The following is a 16,182-nucleotide window of genomic DNA, read 5'->3' as shown; positions in this document are numbered from 1 at the left end:
CGACTCGGTGGCGGTTGCCGTTCCCTGCGCGCTGACGTCCATCTGTCCCTCTTCTGCCCACGGCGCGCCCGTGCGGCCCACCACCCATGTGATCGGCAGCGGCGGGGGGTTCTTGACCCCGTGTACCGCGCGACTGTCGTCATGGGGTCAGACGACGGCGGCGCCGGCCACCGCAGGATCGCGGTGACCGGCGCCGCCGGGTCAGCACTGCCTCAGACGGTGAACCGACTGACGGCGTCCTGCAGTTCGTCGCTCATCCGGGACAGCTCGGCCGCCGACTGCTGGGCCTCCGCGACCCGCTGGTTGGTCTCCGCCGTGCCGGCCGCCAGCCCGGTGATCGCGGTGGCGATGCTGCGCGAGCTGCCCGCCGCCTCGGCGACGTTGCGGTTCATCTCGTTGGTGGTCGCGGTCTGCTCCTCGACCGCCGCAGCGATGGTGGCCTGGTAGTCGTTGATCTGACCGATCACGTTGCTGATCTCACCGATCGCCTCCACCGCACCGGCGGTGTCACCCTGGATCGCCTCCACCCGACGGGAGATGTCCTCGGTCGCCCGGGCGGTCTCCTGCGCCAGCTCCTTCACCTCGCTGGCCACCACCGCGAAGCCCTTGCCCGCCTCACCCGCGCGCGCCGCCTCGATCGTGGCGTTCAGCGCCAGCAGGTTCGTCTGCTCGGCGATCCCGTTGATCAGCTTCACCACCGTGGCGATCTCCTGCGAGGAGTCACCCAGCTTGCCGACCGTGCGGGTGGTGTTCTCCGCGACGTTCACCGCCTGGCCGGCCACCCGGCTGGCCTCGCTGGCGTTCTGCGAGATCTCCCGGATCGCCGCCTCCATCTGCTGCGACCCGGTGGACACCGTGTCCACGCTGGCGGCCACCTCACCGGCCGAGGCCACCACCACGTCGGCCTGACCTGCGGCGTTGCGCGCGTTGCTGGCCATCGCCTCCGCACCCGCGTTCAGTTGCAGCGAGGCCGTGGCCAGCCGCCCGGCCGAGTTGTTGACCAGGGCGAGCACGCCGCCGAGCGCGTCGAGCGTCTCGTCCAGCGACTCGGCGACCTGACCCAGCTCGGCACCACCGGTGCGGCCGGCGCGCACCCGCAGGTCGCCGGCGGCGACCTGCTCCAGGGTCTCCCGGATCCGCTGCACCGGGCGGGTGACGCTGCGGGCCATCAGCACGGCCAGCGCGACGGAGATCGCGAAGCCGATCGCCACGCCCATCAGCGTCAGCGTTCGAGCCGAGGAGTACGCGTCGCGAGCCTCCTGCACGGTGGCCTCGGTGGCGGTGATCTGCGCGTCGCTGGCCGCCGTGAGCGCATCGATGGCGTTGGTCTCGGCCTGGATCAGCGTGGGCAGCAGGGACATCGGGTCGCCGCCGGCGGCACCGACCTCGGCCATCTGGGCGCTCGTGTCGTCGTAGAGCTGGATCGCGGTCTGGAAGTCCTGGAACGCGGCCTCGGTGTCCGGACGGAGGGCCACGTCGTCCAGGTCGGCGCGCAGCCCGTCCAGCGTCTCCCGGATGGCCGCCATCTGCTCCTGCAGGGTCTGCACGATCTCCGGCGAGAGGCCCGCACCCGTGGACCGGGAGATGGTCGCCTGGTACTGCCAGTAGGTGGAACGGAGCAGCAGGATGTCGCGGAGCGGGACGGCGCCCTCCTCGTAGACCACCTCGGCCTGGTGGCTGAGCTGAGCCATCCGCGAGATGCCGAGGCCGCCGACGACGAGGGTCATCAGGGTGACGGTGAGGAAGGCCGCGAGCAGCCTGCCGCGCAGTCCGAGCCGGGCCAGCGGGTTGCGCCCGGGCTCGTCCGCCGGGTCAGGAGCATGCGTGGCGGGGTCGTGGTCGTTCATCGCGTCCATGGCGTGCCTCTCATCGCTCGGGCGCACCGACGCGCCCCTCGCCCATGGGATCGGCACCACGGACGGACGACTCCACCTGAGATCCGGTAACGGAACGGATCGGTCCGCCGAGAGACCGGTCAGGCGCGCAGGGAGGCCAGCAGCATCGCCACGCCCTCGGCGTCGTTCGAGTCGGTCACGTCGGTGGCCGCCGCCAGCACGTCCGGGTGGGCGTGCGCCATCGCCACGGCACGACCGCCGCCCTCCCGCACCCAGTCGAAGGCGGCCAGGTCGTTGGGCATGTCGCCGAAGTAGACGACGTCGGCCGCCGTCAGCCCGCGTTCGGCGGCGAGCCGGGCCAGACCGGTGGCCTTCGTGATCCCGACGGCGGAGACCTCGGCCATCGCGTCGGACGAGGAGTACGTGACCGTGGCGGTGTCCCCCACGACCTCGGCGACCAGGGCGACGAACTCGTCGCGGCCCATCCGCTCGTGCCGGGCCAGCAGCTTGGCCACCGGCTGGGCGACCATCTCGGCCAGGGTGGCCACCGCGACCCCGGGGGCGTCCCGGTCCCAGCGCGGCCGGTAGACGGGCTCGTGCCGGAACTGGTCGCCGTACTCGACCGCGAACCAGGTGTCAGGCTGGTGCTCGCGGAGCCGGCCGGTGATCTGCCGGAGCACCTCCGGCTGCACGGGGTGCTCCTCGAGCACCTGGAACTCGCCCAGGTCCAGCAGCACCGCGCCGTTGCAGCAGATCGCGGTGCCGCCGCCGAGGCGGTCCCGCACCCCGAGCATCCAGCGGGGTGGGCGGCCGGTGGCCAGCACCAGCGGCACACCCTCGTCGGCCCAGCGCCGCAGCTCGGCCAGGGTCGCGTCGCTGATCGTCTCGTCGCTGCGAAGCAGCGTGCCGTCGAGGTCGCTGACGATGAGCTTCGGGCGCCAGTCAGACATCGGTGTCCCCCAGTGCGAGCACGGCCTCGAGGTAGCGGGCGACGCCGTCGGCGTCGTGCCCGCTCGTGCGGTCCCCGGCGGCGGCCCGGACGGCGGGGTGGGCGTTCGCGACGGCGACCGCCCGGCCCCCGGCCGTGCTGACCGCCTCGATCATCGGCAGGTCGTTGGGCATGTCGCCGAAGACCAGCACGTCGCCGAACCCGCCGTCCAGCTGGTCCAGGACGACGGCCAGCCCGGTGGCCTTGGTGACCCCCGGCGGCAGCACCTCGATGAACCCGAGACCGGCGTGGGTGAGCTCGGCGACCGCCGGGTCGACGACCGAGCGGGCCAGCGCCACGAGCTCGTCCTCGCCCAGCCGGGAGGAGCGCAGGAAGACCTTGAGCACCGCACCGACCGGCAGCACCTGGTGCCGGGGCAGCAGGTGCGCCGGTTCCGGGTAGGGCCAGTCGAAGCCGTGCTGGACGCGCAGCGGGCGCAGCGCCTCGGCCTGCTCGGCGGCGTCCTCCACCGCCACGATCAGCTCGCCGGCGACCTCCTCGATCGCGGCGATGACCTCGGTGGCGACGTCGCGGGGCATGCCGACGGTGCGCAGCACCTCGTCTGCGGCCCCGTCCCGGCCGAACCGGACCACGTACCCGCCCTGCGCCAGGACGGCGATGCCCTGACCGCCGAGCGCGGCGCGGACGCTCTCCAGCAGGCGCGGGCCCCGGCCGGTGGCGCCGACGACCGGGATGCCCGCGCCCCGGCAGGCGGCGATCGCCGCGGCGGTGCGGACGCTGACCTCCCCGGCCGAGCCGAGCAGCGTGCCGTCCAGGTCGCTGACCACCAGCTTCGGCCGCCAGCCGCCCAGCCGGGCGCCCAGGTCGCCCAGGTCGACGACCTCGGCCGCGTGGGCGGCCGCGGCCGGGGCGGTCAGGCCGCCCCCGGCCGGCTGCTGGACGGTCATGCGGGGAGGCCGGGCGCGGCGACGGCGGTCAGGGACATGCCCGGGGTGAGCACCTCGTGGCCGCCCAGCCAGGGACGCAGCGCCGCCGGCACGTGCACCGAGCCGTCGGCCCGCTGGTGCACCTCGAGCAGGCAGGCGATGGTGCGGGCGATCGCGCAGAGCGTGCCGTTCAGCGTGGCCACCGGCTGCGGCTTCCCGTCGGCGTCCCGGCTACGGATGGCCAGCCGCCGGGACTGGAAGGTGGTGCAGTCCGAGGTGCTGGTCAGCTCGCGGTAGGCGCTCTGGCTGGGGAACCACGCCTCGATGTCGAACTTGCGGGCGGCGCTGGTGCCCAGGTCGCCGGCGGCGATGTCGACCACCCGGTAGGGCAGCTCGAGGAGCTGGAGGAACTCCTCCTCCCACTGCAGCAGCCGGCGGTGCTCGGCCTCGGCCTCCTCGGGGGCGCAGAAGCTGAACATCTCGACCTTGTCGAACCAGTGCACCCGGATGATGCCGCGGGTGTCCTTGCCGTAGGAGCCGGCCTCGCGGCGGAAGCAGGAGGACCAGCCGGCGTAGCGGCGTGGCCCAGCGGAGAGGTCGAGCACCTCACGCGCGTGCATGCCGGCCAGTGCGACCTCCGAGGTGCCGACCAGGTACAGGTCGTCGCGCTCGACCCGGTAGATCTCCTCGTCGTGCTCGCCGGTGAAGCCGGTGCCCTCCATGGCCTCGGGCTTGACCAGGGCCGGGGCGATCACCGGGATGAACCCGGCGGCCACGGCCCGGGTGATCGCCAGCTGGGCGAGGGCGAACTCCAGCAGCGCGCCGGGGCCGGTGAGGAAGTAGAAGCGGGCGCCGGAGACCTTCGCGCCCCGCTCCATGTCGATGGCGCCGAGGGCCTCGCCGATCTGCAGGTGGTCGCGCACCTCGAAGTCGTAGGTGGGCAGCTCCCCGACGGTCCGGATCTCCACGGCGTCGTCCTCCCCGCCCGGCGGCACGTCGGGGTGGACGACGTTGGCGATCCGCAGGTGCAGGGCGTGCAGCGCCGCGTCGGCGGTGCGCTCGGCCTCCTCGGCCTCCTTCACCTGGGCGGCCAGCGCCTTCGCCCGCTCCAGGACGGCGGGACGCTCCTCCGAACTCGCCTTCTTGACCGCCTGGGAGGCCGCCTTCTGCTCCCTGCGCAGGTCGTCGGCGGCCTTGACCGCAGCCCGGCGCTCGGCGTCGGCGGCCAGCAGCGCGTCGACCAGGGACTCATCGGCACCCCGGGCACGCTGACTGGCGCGGACGAGGTCGGGGTTCTCGCGGACGAGGCGCAGGTCGATCACGCCCTGATCGTAGGTGCCCGGCCGCCACGGCCCCGCGGTCCAGGCGCAGGACGCCCTCGGCCCGTCGACGTGCGGGACACTGGGCACATGCGGTTCCTCGGTGACGCCCGCCCGGCCCACGACCTGACCTACGCCGACGTCTTCATGGTGCCGGCGCACTCGACGGTCGGCTCCCGGCTGGAGGTCGACCTGACCACGCCGGACCGGGTGGGGACGACGATCCCGATCGTCGTCGCCAACATGACGGCGATCTCCGGACGGCGGATGGCCGAGACGGTCGCCCGGCGCGGTGGGCTCGCCGTGCTCCCGCAGGACATCCCGGTCGACGTCGTCACCGAGGTCGTCTCCTGGGTCAAGCACCGGCACCCGGTCTACGACACCCCGATCATGCTCTCCCCCACCTCCACCGTGGGCGAGGCGCTGTCGCTGCTGACCAAGCGGGCGCACGGCATCGTCGTGGTCATCGAGGGCGGCGCCCCGGTCGGCGTGGTCACCGACGGCCAGTGCCAGGGGGTGGACCGGTTCACCCAGCTGGCCGAGGTGATGACCCGCGACCCGCTGACCATCCCGGCCGGCACCGACCTGCCCAAGGTCTTCGAGGTCCTCTCCGGGGAACGGGTGAGCGCGGCACCGGTGGTCGAGGGCGACCGGCTGGTCGGCGTCGTCACCCGCAAGGGCGCCCTGCGCTCGGCGATCTACACCCCCGCCACCGGGCCCGACGGACACCTGCTCACCTCCGCGGCGGTGGGCATCAACGGCGACGTCGCCGGCAAGGCGGGCGCCCTGCTGGCCGCCGGGGTCGACGTGCTGGTCGTCGACACCGCGCACGGGCACCAGGAGAAGGCGCTGGAGGCGGTGGCCGCGGTGCGCGCCGTGGCGGGCTCGACCCCGGTCGTCGCCGGCAACGTGGTGACCGCGCAGGGCACCCGCGACCTGATCCAGGCCGGGGCGGACGTCGTCAAGGTCGGCGTCGGCCCGGGCGCCATGTGCACCACCCGGATGATGACCGGCGTCGGCCGCCCGCAGTTCTCCGCGGTCGAGGAGTGCGCCGCCGCCGCCCGCGAGCTCGGCAAGCAGGTCTGGGCCGACGGCGGCGTGCGACACCCGCGCGACGTCGCCCTGGCGCTGGCCGCCGGCGCGGCGAACGTGATGGTCGGCTCCTGGTTCGCCGGCACCTACGAGAGCGCCGGGGACCTGTACGACGACGGCGCCGGCCGCCGGTACAAGGAGAGCTTCGGGATGGCCTCGGCCCGCGCGGTGAAGGCCCGGACGTCGACGCAGAGCGGTTTCGACCGGGCCCGCGCCGGGCTGTTCGAGGAGGGCATCAGCTCCTCGCGGATGTACCTGGACCCGGCCCGGCCCGGCGTGGAGGACCTGATCGACCAGGTCGTGGCCGGCGTCCGCTCGTCGTGCACGTACGCCGGCGCCCGCACGGTCGACGAGCTGCACGAGCGTGCGGTGCTGGGTGTGCAGAGCGCAGCGGGCTACGAGGAGGGCCGCCCGCTGCCGACCAGCTGGTGACCCGGCGCTGATGGACGCGATCCCGCTCCGCCGCTTCGAGGAGCTCGTCGCCGACGCCCTGGACGAGGTGCCCGAGGAGCTGATGGCGCTGCTGGACAACGTCGTCGTGCTGGTCGAGGACCGGAACCCCGAGGAACCGGACCTGCTGGGCGTCTACGAGGGCTACGCGCTGACCGAGCGCGGCTGGGACCACTCCGGGGCGCTGCCGGACCGGATCATGATCTACCGCGAGGCGATCTGCGACATCTGCGCGGACGAGGAGCAGGTGGCCGAGGAGGTCACGATCACCGTCGTCCACGAGATCGCCCACCACTTCGGCATCGACGAGGAGAAGCTGCACGCCCTCGGCTGGGCGTGAGGACCCCCTTGCCCCCCACCCCTCGCGAGCTCGGGGCGGGCCCCTGCAAGGGGGCCGGTCAAGGGCAACACCGAGGGGTAGCGTTCGATGACGTGCCTGAGGACGACGCTGACACCGGCGGGCTACCGATCAAGATGCTGCACGACCGGCTGCTGGTCTCCCTCCGCAAGGAGGACGGCGACCGCCGGTCCAGCGGCGGCATCCTGATCCCGGCGACCGCCCAGGTCGCCAAGCGGCTGGTCTGGGGCGAGGCGAAGGGCATCGGCCCGAGCGTGCGGCAGGTCAAGGTCGGCGACCAGGTGCTGTTCTCCCCCGAGGACCAGCACGAGGTCGAGGTGCACGGCGAGGACCTGATCATCCTGCGCGAGCGGGACGTGCACGCCGTCGCCGCCGAGCGGATCGAGGAGTCGACCGGCCTCTACCTCTGAGGCCTCGCACCCAGCGGCCGTGCGCACCCAGCGGCTGTGACGAGACGGTCCCGCCCAGAGGATGTGCAGTCGGTGCCCGAGGGGGCACACTCTGTGATCATGAGCGCGGGTTCCGGACGTGGGTCAGACCGCCGTCCCGGCGCGCACCCGGGCCACCCACCCCTCGGCTGCGGCGAAGGCCTCGTCGCCCACCCGCTCCTCCACCGGTTTGCCCGGCTGGTCGTCGGCCCGGGGGTAGGAGCCGAGGAAGCGCACCTCGGCGCAGATCCGGTGCAGCGCGGCCAGTGCGTCGCCCACCCGCCGGTCGGTCACGTGGCCCTCGACGTCGATGGAGAACGAGTAGACGCCGAGCCGCTCGCGGGTGGGCCGGGACTCGATGCGGGCCAGGCTGATGCCCCGCACCGCGAACTCGGCCAGCAGGTCCAGCAGCGCACCGGTGCGGTCGTGCACCACGGCCGTGATCGTGGTCTTGTCCGCCCCCGTCGGGGCCGGCAGCTCACCGGGCGGTTCCACCAGCACGAAGCGGGTCACGGCGCCCGGGTGGTCGGCCAGGTCGGGGACGAGCGTGTCGAGGCCGTAGCGGTCGGCGGCGATCGCCGCGCAGACCGCGGCGTCGAACTCCCCCTCGGCGACCCGGCGGGCGGCATCGGCCGTGGAGGCGGCCGGGACGACGTCGGCCCCGGGCAGGGACTCGGCGAGCCGGCTGCGGCACTGGGCCAGCGCATGCGGGTGGCTGGCCACGGTGCGCACGTCGGCGGCGGCGCTCCCCGGGCGGACGGCGAGCACGAAGGCCACCTCGAGGAAGACCTCGCGGGTGATCACCAGCGGGTCGCCGGCGACCAGCCCGTCCATCGTGGCCGGCACGGAGCCCTCGACGGAGTTCTCCAGCGGCACCAGGGCGGCGGCGCACTCCCCGGTCCGGACGGCCGTCAGCGCGGCCGCGATGCTCGCCTCCGGTCGGGTGCCGACCGTGCCCAGCGCCCCGGTGACCGTGCCGAGCGCGGCCTCGGCGAAGGTACCCTCGGGGCCCAGATAGGCGAACTCCGTCGGGGCTGTGCTGCGTGGTGCAGTCGGCATCCGGCGAGGGTAGTGCGGCCGTATCGGACACCGACTCCCGTCGGGTCCCCGGTACGGGGGGAGCTGCCTCGTCACCGGCCGGACACGCGCACCTCGCGTGCCCCGACAGCTGAGTGGAGGGACGCGTGAACCCAGGGCTCCCCGCCGACGAGCGGCTGCAGACCGCCCGCTGGCGGCTGCTGACCGCCAGCGCCGCCGAGGACGCCCGGGTGTTCACCGACGAGTTCGCCCGGGCCGCGGACGACCTGAGCGCCACCGGCGACCCCTGCTGGGACGCGTGGTCGGCCGCCTTCACCGCGCGCGCCGCCCTCTTCGACGCCGACCTGGACGGCGCCGCGGACGCCGTGGGGGCCGCCCGGGCCGCGCTCGCAGAGTGCCTCCCGTCCGCCGAGCACGCCCTGACGCTGGCCTACCTGGCGCACCTGGAGGTGGCCGCCGACCGGTTCGACGCGGCGATGCACCTGGCCGTGGACGCCAGCCTGCTCGCCGACCAGCTGTCCGACGAGCCGCCCAGCCGTCCGCTGCACCAGGCCCACCACTGGCTGTCCCTCGCACTGACCCGGCTGGACCTCGAGGAGCTCGCCGTGGCCCAGTCGCTCCGCGGCGCCCGGGTCGCCGCCGCCCTCCCCGACCTCGGCGACCAGTGGCAGCTGCTCCGGCTGTGCGCCCAGCAGCACGCCGAGCTCGCCCAGACGGTGCACCGGCGCGGCCAGTCCGAGCGGTCCCACGAGCTGGCCCAGGCCGCGCTGGAGTGTGCGACCAGCGCCCGCGCGCTGCCGTGGGACCCGAGCGACGCCGACGCCGACCTGCTGGACGTCGTCCAGGCCTGGGCCCTGACCCTGGCCGGTCAGCTCGACGACGCGCTGCCGCCGCTGCGCCGGGTGCGCCGGCACCTGGCCGCCGGCGACGGCGGGGTGTGGCTGGTCGGGTACACCGACCTGGTCCTGGCCAGGCTGCTGAGCCGGTCGTGCGCCGCCCAGCCCGGCACCGACCGCGGTGCGGGCGAGGAGGCCGTCGGCCTGCTGGTGGACGCGTCCGGCGCCTTCGCCGCCGTCAACGACCGCCGCCGGTACCGGCAGTGCCTGCTGGAGCTGGGGCAGACCACCGCGGCGATGGGGTCGACGACCGAGGCGCTGCACTGGCTGGAGGCCTACCGGGCCGAGACCACCCGGGCGCACCGGCGCGGGCGCGAGCTCTGGGCGGAGATGTTCGTGCGCCGCAGCCGGTTGCGCGAGGCGGAGCGGCAGACCGCCGTGCTGCGCCGGCACGCCCTCGAGGACACCCTGACCGGCCTGGGCAACCGGCGCAGCGCCGAGCGGCGGCTGGCCGAGCTGCCGCTGGACGGCGAGCCGATGTCGCTGGCCGTCGTGGACGTCGACGGCTTCAAGTCCGTCAACGACCAGAACTCGCACCTGCACGGCGACGCGGTGCTGCGCCGGGTCGCCGAGCTGCTCCGCCAGCACAGCCGCACCGGCGACGAGGCCTTCCGCTGGGCCGGCGACGAGTTCGTGGTCGTGCTGCCGAACACCACCGAGGCCCAGGCCCTGGTCGCCACGGAACGGCTGCGCAGCGCCGTCGCCTGCGCCGAGTGGGGCGACCTGCAGATACCCGCACCGGTGACCGTCAGCATCGGCGTGGCCACGACCGGGCCGGCCGGCTCTCCGGGGCCGAGGTCCTGGCGGGAGCTGTTCGACCGGGCCGACCTGAACCTGTTCGGTGCCAAGCGCGGCGGCCGCAACCGGGTCCGGGCATCGGGTGGAGCGCAGCAGGGGGGCGCGTCCACCGCACGGTCCGGTGTGCTGCCACCCGACGCCTCGGTCGACGACCTGGTGGCGGAGGTGCTCGGCACGACCCCGCGGCGGCCGGGCTGGGCGTTCGACGACGGCGCGGAGGTCGCCTCGTGAGGCCGTGGCGGGTCCGGGAGAGGTCCGTGGGGCAGGAGGGACCGGCCGACGCGCCGGTGCGTGACACGCCGTCGGCTCCGGGGCACAGTGCCCTGGTGCCACCCGGTCTGCTGCACCAGCAAGTGAGCTCAGCCCTCACGAACTGGCAGCTGGAGACGGCCGAGACGCTGCTGCGCGAGATCGACGGCGAGCTGCCGGCCGCCCCGGTCGACGAGCACTCGGGGGCACCGCTCACCTCGCTCGCCCGCGCCTGGGCCGACACCCTCCGCGCCGAGCTGCTGGTCCGGCGCCTGCGGCGGGCCGGCTACTCCCTGCTGGGCGACCCCCTGGTCGAGGGCGGCCCCGAGCAGGAGGGCCCGCTGGACCTGCACGCCCCGGACGAGGCCGTGGACCGCGACAGCCGCTCGGAGTCGGCCACGCAGGCGGCGCTGGCCATCTCCCTGGTCCGCTCGGCCCGCGCGGCCTTCGACGCCCAGGACGACGACCTGCAGCGGGCCGCCGGGCTGGTCCGGCACGCCCGGATCGAGCTGCTGTCCCGCCGGGTCGACGCGGCGATGGACGAGGCGGTCGAGGCGGCCAGCCTGCTGGACCCGGCCCTGCCGCCGAGCCCGCTGCTGGTGCACACGCTGAGCTCGCTGGCCGCCGTGCTGGCCGACCTGGAGCTCATGCCGCTGGCCCTGGACTACCAGCGCCGGGCCGCCGACCTGACCGCCGAGGCGATCAGCGCGGCCGGCACCGACTCCGCGGCCGACTCCGTCGACACGCTCGCCGCCGAGGCCGCGACCCGGTTGGCCGCGCTCTGCGCCGAGGTCGGCGAGGGGCTGCTCGACGACGGCGGCGCCGACGCCGCGGCCCCGCACTTCGCCGAGGCCCGCGACCTCGCCGTCCGGGCACTGGGGCAGCTGCACCCCGGCGTCCCCGGGCTGCTGGACGCCCAGGTCGTGCACGGCTGGGCGCTGGTCGGCCTCGGTGAGCACGCCGCCGCCCGGTCGCTGCTGACCAGCGTTGTCTCCGCCGCCGACCGCGCCGATGACCGCGCGCTCCTGGCCTCCGCGGAGCTGGGCCTGGGCCGCGCGCTGCGCCGCTCGGGTGACCCGCGGGCCGCCGACGACCACCTGGCCACCGCGCTGGCCACCGCCACCGAGCACGGGCTCCCGCGGTTGCGCCGGGCCGCGCTGCGCGAGCTCTGCACGCTGCACGCCGAGCTGGACGACGCGGCCCGGGCGCTGCCGTACCTGCAGGCCTACCTCGCCGACGAGCTGGACCGGGTCGACGAGCGGCGCACCCGCTGGGTCGAGCTGTTCGGCCGGCGCAAGAGCCTGCTGGAGACCGAGCGGGCCGCCGGCCAGCTGCGCCGCCAGGCCTACGAGGACCCGCTCACCCACCTGCCCAACCGCCGCTACGCGGAGGCCCGACTCGACGGGCTGCTGTCGGCGGGGGCGCTGCCGGCGCTGGCCGTGGTCGACATCGACCGGTTCAAGGCGATCAACGACGCCGCCGGGCACCCGACCGGCGACGCGGTGCTCCGGGCGGTCGGTCAGCTGCTGGTCGACGGTTGCCGGGACACCGACGAGGTGTGCCGCTGGGCCGGTGACGAGTTCGTCATCCTGCTGCCGGACACCACCTCCGAGCAGGCCGAGCGGGCGATGGAGCGCATCCGCCGTTCGATCGCCACGCACGACTGGTCCGCCCTGGGCGTCGAGGTGCCGGTGCGGATCAGCGTCGGCATCGCCCAGGCGGCCCGTGGCGACGACCGGCGCACCCTGTTCGCCGCCGCCGACGGGGTCCTCTACGACGCCAAGCGGGCCGGGCGGGACCGGGTCGTCCGGCTGTCCGGCGTCACCCAGACGCGGGCCGCCGACGCCGCCCCGGTCGCCGTCGACGACCACGTGGCCGAGACCGGCCCGGTCGCGGAGGAGACGGCGCCGGTGGCCGTCCCGACGTCGTCCGCCGTCGGCGAGGTGACCTCCCCGCTCCCCGAGGACCGCGACGAGCAGCCCGAGGACGCCACCGGCGGCTTCGCCCCGCTGCTGGTCGAGCCGGCCAGTGGCGACGCCCCGGCCGACGTCGAGCCGCCGGTCCGGCTGCGCAGCCCGCTGGACGAGCTGTTCGGCGGCCCCTCGACCCGCCCGGCAGCGCAGCGGGTCGCCGAGCCGGTGGCGAGCCCCGCCCCCGCCGCGGCCGCCGTGCCGCCGCCGGTCGCCGCCGCGCCGGTCCTGGCCACCGGTCCGGACGTCATCTGGGGCACCGGGCGCAGCACCGAGCAGGTGCTCGCCCTGGTGCGCGAGGCCCGCCGGGAACACCCCGGCCACCCCGCGGTGGTGGTGCGGGCCAGCGCCGACACCCTGGTCGCGCTGGCCACCGAGCACGACGCCTACACGACGATGGACGCGGCGGCGATGTCCGCCGCGATCGGCCCGGTGCCCGAGCCGGTCGGCCGGGTGGGCGTGCTGTGCGCCAGCAGCGGCGACACCCCCATCGCCGCCGAGGCGGCCTTCGTCGCCCGGGTCACCGGCACCGAGGTGGTGCGGGTCGACGACGTCGGCGGCAGCCGGATCCACCCGCTGCTGACCGACCGGTCGCTGCTAACCGACGTCGACTGCCTCGTCGTCGTGGCGGGCCTGGACGCGGCGCTGGCCAGCGTGGTCAGCCGTCTGACCGAGGTGCCGGTGGTCGCCGTCCCGACGTCGGCCGGCCAGGGCGCCAGCTCCTTCGGCGGGTTCAGCGCGCTGCTCACCATGCTCAACTCCGCGGCGCCCGGCGTCGTGGTCAGCAACATCGACAACGGCTGGTCCGCCGGCGTCTTCGCCGCCCGCATCGCCCGCCGCACTGCCGCACTGCCCCCGAGTTGATCATCGGCGTCCGGCTGCCCTGCGCGGCGTGTCGGGCGACCACCTGCCGATGATCGACTCCGTCACGTCATGATCGGCGCGTGACCATCGGGTGGCTGGACCTCTCCGCGGGGGCGAGTGGGGACATGCTGCTCGGCGCGCTCGTCGACGTCGGGGTGCCGCTGGAGGTGCTGGCGGGGGCCGTCGCCGCGCTGCCGGTCGAGCCGGTCACGCTGACCGCCGAGCCGACGACCCGGCACGGGCTGGGCGCCACCCGGGTGCACGTGCACGCCCCGCCCAGCGACGTCCACCGCACCTGGACCGACGTCCGGTCGATCCTGGCCGACGCCGCCCTGCCCCCCGCGGTCCGCGACGGTGCCCGAGCCGTCTTCGAGCGGCTGGCGGTCGCCGAGGGCCGGGTGCACCGGGTGCCCGCCGACGAGGTGCACTTCCACGAGGTCGGCGCGCTGGACGCGCTGGCCGACGTCGTCGGTGTGGTGGCCGGGTTCGCCCACCTCGGGCTCGACCGGCTCAGCGCCTCCCCGGTCGCACTCGGCAGCGGCTCGGCCCGCGGCGCGCACGGCGTGGTGCCGGTGCCCGGTCCCGCCGTCCTGGAGCTGCTGCGCGGGGTGCCGGTGGTCGCCGGGCCGGTGCCGGCCGAGACGTGCACCCCGACGGGCGCGGCGCTGGTGGCGGCGCACGTCCAGGAGTGGACGACGCTGCCGCCGATGCGGGTGGCCCGGGTCGGCTCGGGCGCCGGCGGCCGGGACCCGGAGCAGCTGCCCAACCTGGTGCGCCTGGTGCTCGGCGAGCCGGTGGACGAGCCGGCCACCGGCCTGCTGCTGGAGACCAACGTCGACGACCTGGACCCCCGGCTGTGGCCCGGGGTGCTCGCCGACCTGCTGGCCGCCGGCGCCTCGGACGCCTGGCTCACCCCGATCCTGATGAAGAAGGGCCGCCCGGCGCACACGTTGTCGGTGCTGTGCCCGCCCGCGGCGCGCGCGGCGGTGCAGGACGTCGTCGTGGCCTCGACCTCGACCATCGGGCTGCGGGCGCAGCCGGTGCAGAAGGTCGCGCTGCAGCGGACCGAGCACCGCGTCGCGGTCCTCGGCGGCTCGGTGGGCGTGAAGGTCGCGCGCCTCGACGGCCGGGTGGTGAACGTGAGCGTGGAGTTCGAGGACGTGGCCGCCCTGGCCCGCTCGCTCGGGCTGCCGGCCAAGGAGGTGCTGCGAGCGGCGACCGCAGCCGCGCACCGGGCCCACCCGGGGACGTCGGCTACGCTCCTGGACCGAGAAGGGGAGTAGCCCCCCGACCGCTGGTCGACATGCTGGCGCGTTCGCGCGCCCGGTCAGCGGGCCCGCGTCGCCGCGGGTGGGCGAGACCTTCCGCCCGCAGTCCACCCATCGGTGCGCTGCCGGACGGAGGCGCCCCTCAGCCCCGCCGGTCGGCGCGAGCAGAGAGAGAACTCGTGGTCCTGTCCGTCGTCCTGGCTGCCTTCGTGCTGATCCTCCCCGTCGAGCTCCCCGACAAGACGCTGTTCGCCACGCTGGTGCTGGCCACCCGCTTCCCGCCGCTGCCGGTCTTCGTCGGCGTCGGCCTGGCCTTCGGCCTGCAGGTCGCGATCGCGGTGACCGCCGGCAGCCTGCTCTCGCTGCTGCCCGAGGCGGTGGTCAGCGCCGTGGTCGCCGTGCTGTTCCTGACCGGCGCGGTGCTGCTGTGGCGGGAGTCCCGCAAGGGCGGCGACGAGGACGAGGCCACCGTCCAGGCACGGGAGCAGACCTCGTTCGTGCGGGCGGCAGCGATCTCCTTCGGCGTGCTGTTCGCCGCCGAGTGGGGGGACCTCTCCCAGCTGGCCACCGCCGGGCTGGCGGCCCGCTACGAGGAGCCGCTGTCGGTCTTCGTCGGGGCGTGGGCGGCGCTGCTGGTGATCTCCGGGCTGGCCGCGTTCCTGGGCCGCAAGCTCGCCGACCGTCTCCCGGTGGCGTTGCTGCACCGGGTCGCCGCCGGCCTGTTCCTGCTCTTCGCCGTCATCGCGGTGGTGGAGACCGTCCGCACCCTGACCGGCTGAGCCCCGCCGGTCAGCCGCCGCCTCCTCCCCCACCGCCGCCGAGCATCCAGCTGCTGCGGTTGACGGCGCCGCGGGCGTCCGGGGCAGCGGGGTCGTCGGGGCGCGCCGGGTCGTTGCCGTTCCGCCCGGCCGCGTCCCCACCGCGGGAGGCACGCCCGGCTCGGACCCCCAGTCCGACGAGCGCGAGCAGCAGCATCCCGATGACCACGAGCAGCACGACCTCACCCATCCCTGCAGCGTAGGAGGGTCGGGCGCACCTCCCGGCGGTACTCGGAGGGGGCAGACCCCGGCCGGGACGGTCAAGCACGGGCGGGAACCCGTCGACTCCCCCTGCACGGCCGGCGCTCGGCCGGAGCGAAAAAGGGAGAGGTCATGCAGGCGATCAGGCTCGAGGAGTCGCAGGACGTGCTGGTGCAGACGGCGGCGGTCGTCGCCGCCCAGCGTCAGTTCGCGCAGCGGCTGCGGCAGCGGACCGTGGCCGACCCGCTCACCGGCCTGCCGGTGCGCAGCCTGCTGATCGACCGGCTGGAGCTCGCCCTGGCCGCCGCCGGCCCGACCACCGGCCGGCTCGCCGTCCTCTCCTGCGACCTCGACGGCATGGCCGTCCTGGAGGACGCCCACGGCTCCGCCGTCGCCGACGCCGCCCGCGCCGAGGCGGCCGGCCGGCTGGTCGGCGCCGTGCGGCAGGGGGACGTCGTCGCCCGGATCAGCGCCCAGACCTTCGTGCTGCTGTGCCCCGGCCTCCAGACCGCCGACGACGCGCAGGGCATCGCGCTGCGCATCGCGGCCGCGTTCGACACGCCGCTGCGGCCACGACCCGGTGTCGAGCACCACGTGCGGCTCAGCGTCGGCGTGGCGCTCTCCGGCCGGGCCTCGACGCCGGAGTCGCTGGTGGCCTCGGCCAACGAGGCGATGACCTCGATCCAGCACGGCCACCAGGGCACCGGCCAGGACGACTGAACG

At 75.2% G+C, this 16,182-nt stretch carries 14 protein-coding genes; 8 read left to right on the top strand and 6 right to left on the bottom strand.

Annotation, left to right across the window (positions count from 1 at the left end; genetic code table 11):
• Positions 1-212 precede the first annotated feature (212 nt).
• From O2W16_RS13855 to serS, 4 genes are all read right to left on the bottom strand, one after another.
• Complete coding sequence (locus O2W16_RS13855; protein ID WP_269159397.1) at positions 213-1,856, bottom strand: methyl-accepting chemotaxis protein; 1,644 nt, start codon at positions 1,854-1,856, stop codon at positions 213-215.
• 119 nt (positions 1,857-1,975) lie between these two features.
• Entirely contained in the window at positions 1,976-2,785 is an 810-nt protein-coding gene (locus O2W16_RS13850; protein ID WP_269159396.1) for an HAD family hydrolase, read from the bottom strand.
• Positions 2,778-3,731, bottom strand: coding sequence for an HAD family hydrolase (locus tag O2W16_RS13845; protein ID WP_269159395.1), 954 nt, complete (start codon positions 3,729-3,731; stop codon positions 2,778-2,780). Before O2W16_RS13845 ends, O2W16_RS13850 begins: the two co-directional genes overlap by 8 nt.
• Positions 3,728-5,032 (bottom strand): serine--tRNA ligase, encoded by a 1,305-nt coding sequence (gene serS / locus O2W16_RS13840; RefSeq protein WP_269159394.1) that lies wholly within the window; start codon positions 5,030-5,032, stop codon positions 3,728-3,730. The genes O2W16_RS13845 and serS overlap by 4 nt, the downstream gene beginning before the upstream one ends.
• An 87-nt stretch (positions 5,033-5,119) precedes the next feature.
• On the opposite strand from serS, the gene O2W16_RS13835 reads away from it, so the two are divergent.
• From O2W16_RS13835 to O2W16_RS13825, 3 genes are all read left to right on the top strand, one after another.
• Positions 5,120-6,553: a GuaB1 family IMP dehydrogenase-related protein gene (locus tag O2W16_RS13835; protein WP_269159393.1), complete on the top strand. Its 1,434-nt coding sequence runs from the start codon at positions 5,120-5,122 to the stop codon at positions 6,551-6,553.
• 10 nt (positions 6,554-6,563) lie between these two features.
• Positions 6,564-6,911: a metallopeptidase family protein gene (locus O2W16_RS13830; RefSeq protein ID WP_269159392.1), complete on the top strand. Its 348-nt coding sequence runs from the start codon at positions 6,564-6,566 to the stop codon at positions 6,909-6,911.
• Positions 6,912-7,003: 92 nt separating this feature from the next.
• Positions 7,004-7,339, top strand: coding sequence for a GroES family chaperonin (locus O2W16_RS13825; RefSeq protein WP_269159391.1), 336 nt, complete (start codon positions 7,004-7,006; stop codon positions 7,337-7,339).
• A 123-nt stretch (positions 7,340-7,462) separates the two neighbouring features.
• Here O2W16_RS13825 and pheA read toward each other — a convergent pair whose 3' ends face one another.
• Complete coding sequence (gene pheA, locus O2W16_RS13820; protein ID WP_269159390.1) at positions 7,463-8,416, bottom strand: prephenate dehydratase; 954 nt, start codon at positions 8,414-8,416, stop codon at positions 7,463-7,465.
• A 125-nt stretch (positions 8,417-8,541) separates the two neighbouring features.
• Here pheA and O2W16_RS13815 point away from each other — a divergent pair, with 125 nt between their 5' ends.
• The 4 genes from O2W16_RS13815 to O2W16_RS13800 all read left to right on the top strand — a co-directional run bounded on the left by O2W16_RS13815 (position 8,542) and on the right by O2W16_RS13800 (position 15,219).
• The gene (locus tag O2W16_RS13815) at positions 8,542-10,320 is read left to right on the top strand and encodes a GGDEF domain-containing protein (protein ID WP_269159389.1); all 1,779 of its coding nucleotides are present in this window, start codon (positions 8,542-8,544) and stop codon (positions 10,318-10,320) included.
• Positions 10,321-10,442: 122 nt separating this feature from the next.
• Positions 10,443-13,172: a diguanylate cyclase domain-containing protein gene (locus O2W16_RS13810; RefSeq protein ID WP_269159388.1), complete on the top strand. Its 2,730-nt coding sequence runs from the start codon at positions 10,443-10,445 to the stop codon at positions 13,170-13,172.
• An 80-nt stretch (positions 13,173-13,252) separates the two neighbouring features.
• Positions 13,253-14,455 carry a nickel pincer cofactor biosynthesis protein LarC gene (gene larC, locus O2W16_RS13805; RefSeq protein WP_269159387.1) on the top strand — a complete coding sequence of 401 codons (1,203 nt, stop codon included), beginning with the start codon at positions 13,253-13,255 and terminating at the stop codon, positions 14,453-14,455.
• A 164-nt stretch (positions 14,456-14,619) separates the two neighbouring features.
• Positions 14,620-15,219, top strand: coding sequence for a TMEM165/GDT1 family protein (locus O2W16_RS13800; RefSeq protein WP_269159386.1), 600 nt, complete (start codon positions 14,620-14,622; stop codon positions 15,217-15,219).
• A gap of 10 nt (positions 15,220-15,229) precedes the next feature.
• Here the strand turns inward: O2W16_RS13800 and O2W16_RS13795 are convergent, their stop codons facing one another.
• Entirely contained in the window at positions 15,230-15,448 is a 219-nt protein-coding gene (locus O2W16_RS13795; protein WP_269159385.1) for a hypothetical protein, read from the bottom strand.
• 143 nt (positions 15,449-15,591) lie between these two features.
• Here O2W16_RS13795 and O2W16_RS13790 point away from each other — a divergent pair, with 143 nt between their 5' ends.
• Positions 15,592-16,179, top strand: a complete 588-nt coding sequence (locus O2W16_RS13790) for a GGDEF domain-containing protein (protein WP_269159384.1) — start codon at positions 15,592-15,594, stop codon at positions 16,177-16,179.
• The last annotated feature ends 3 nt before the right edge of the window (positions 16,180-16,182 follow it).

This window comes from Modestobacter sp. VKM Ac-2984 (assembly GCF_026967985.1).
Taxonomy (GTDB): Bacteria; Actinomycetota; Actinomycetes; order Mycobacteriales; family Geodermatophilaceae; genus Modestobacter.
The sequence above is the reverse complement of the archived record's forward strand: the minus strand, read 5'-3'. Positions and strand labels throughout refer to the sequence as shown.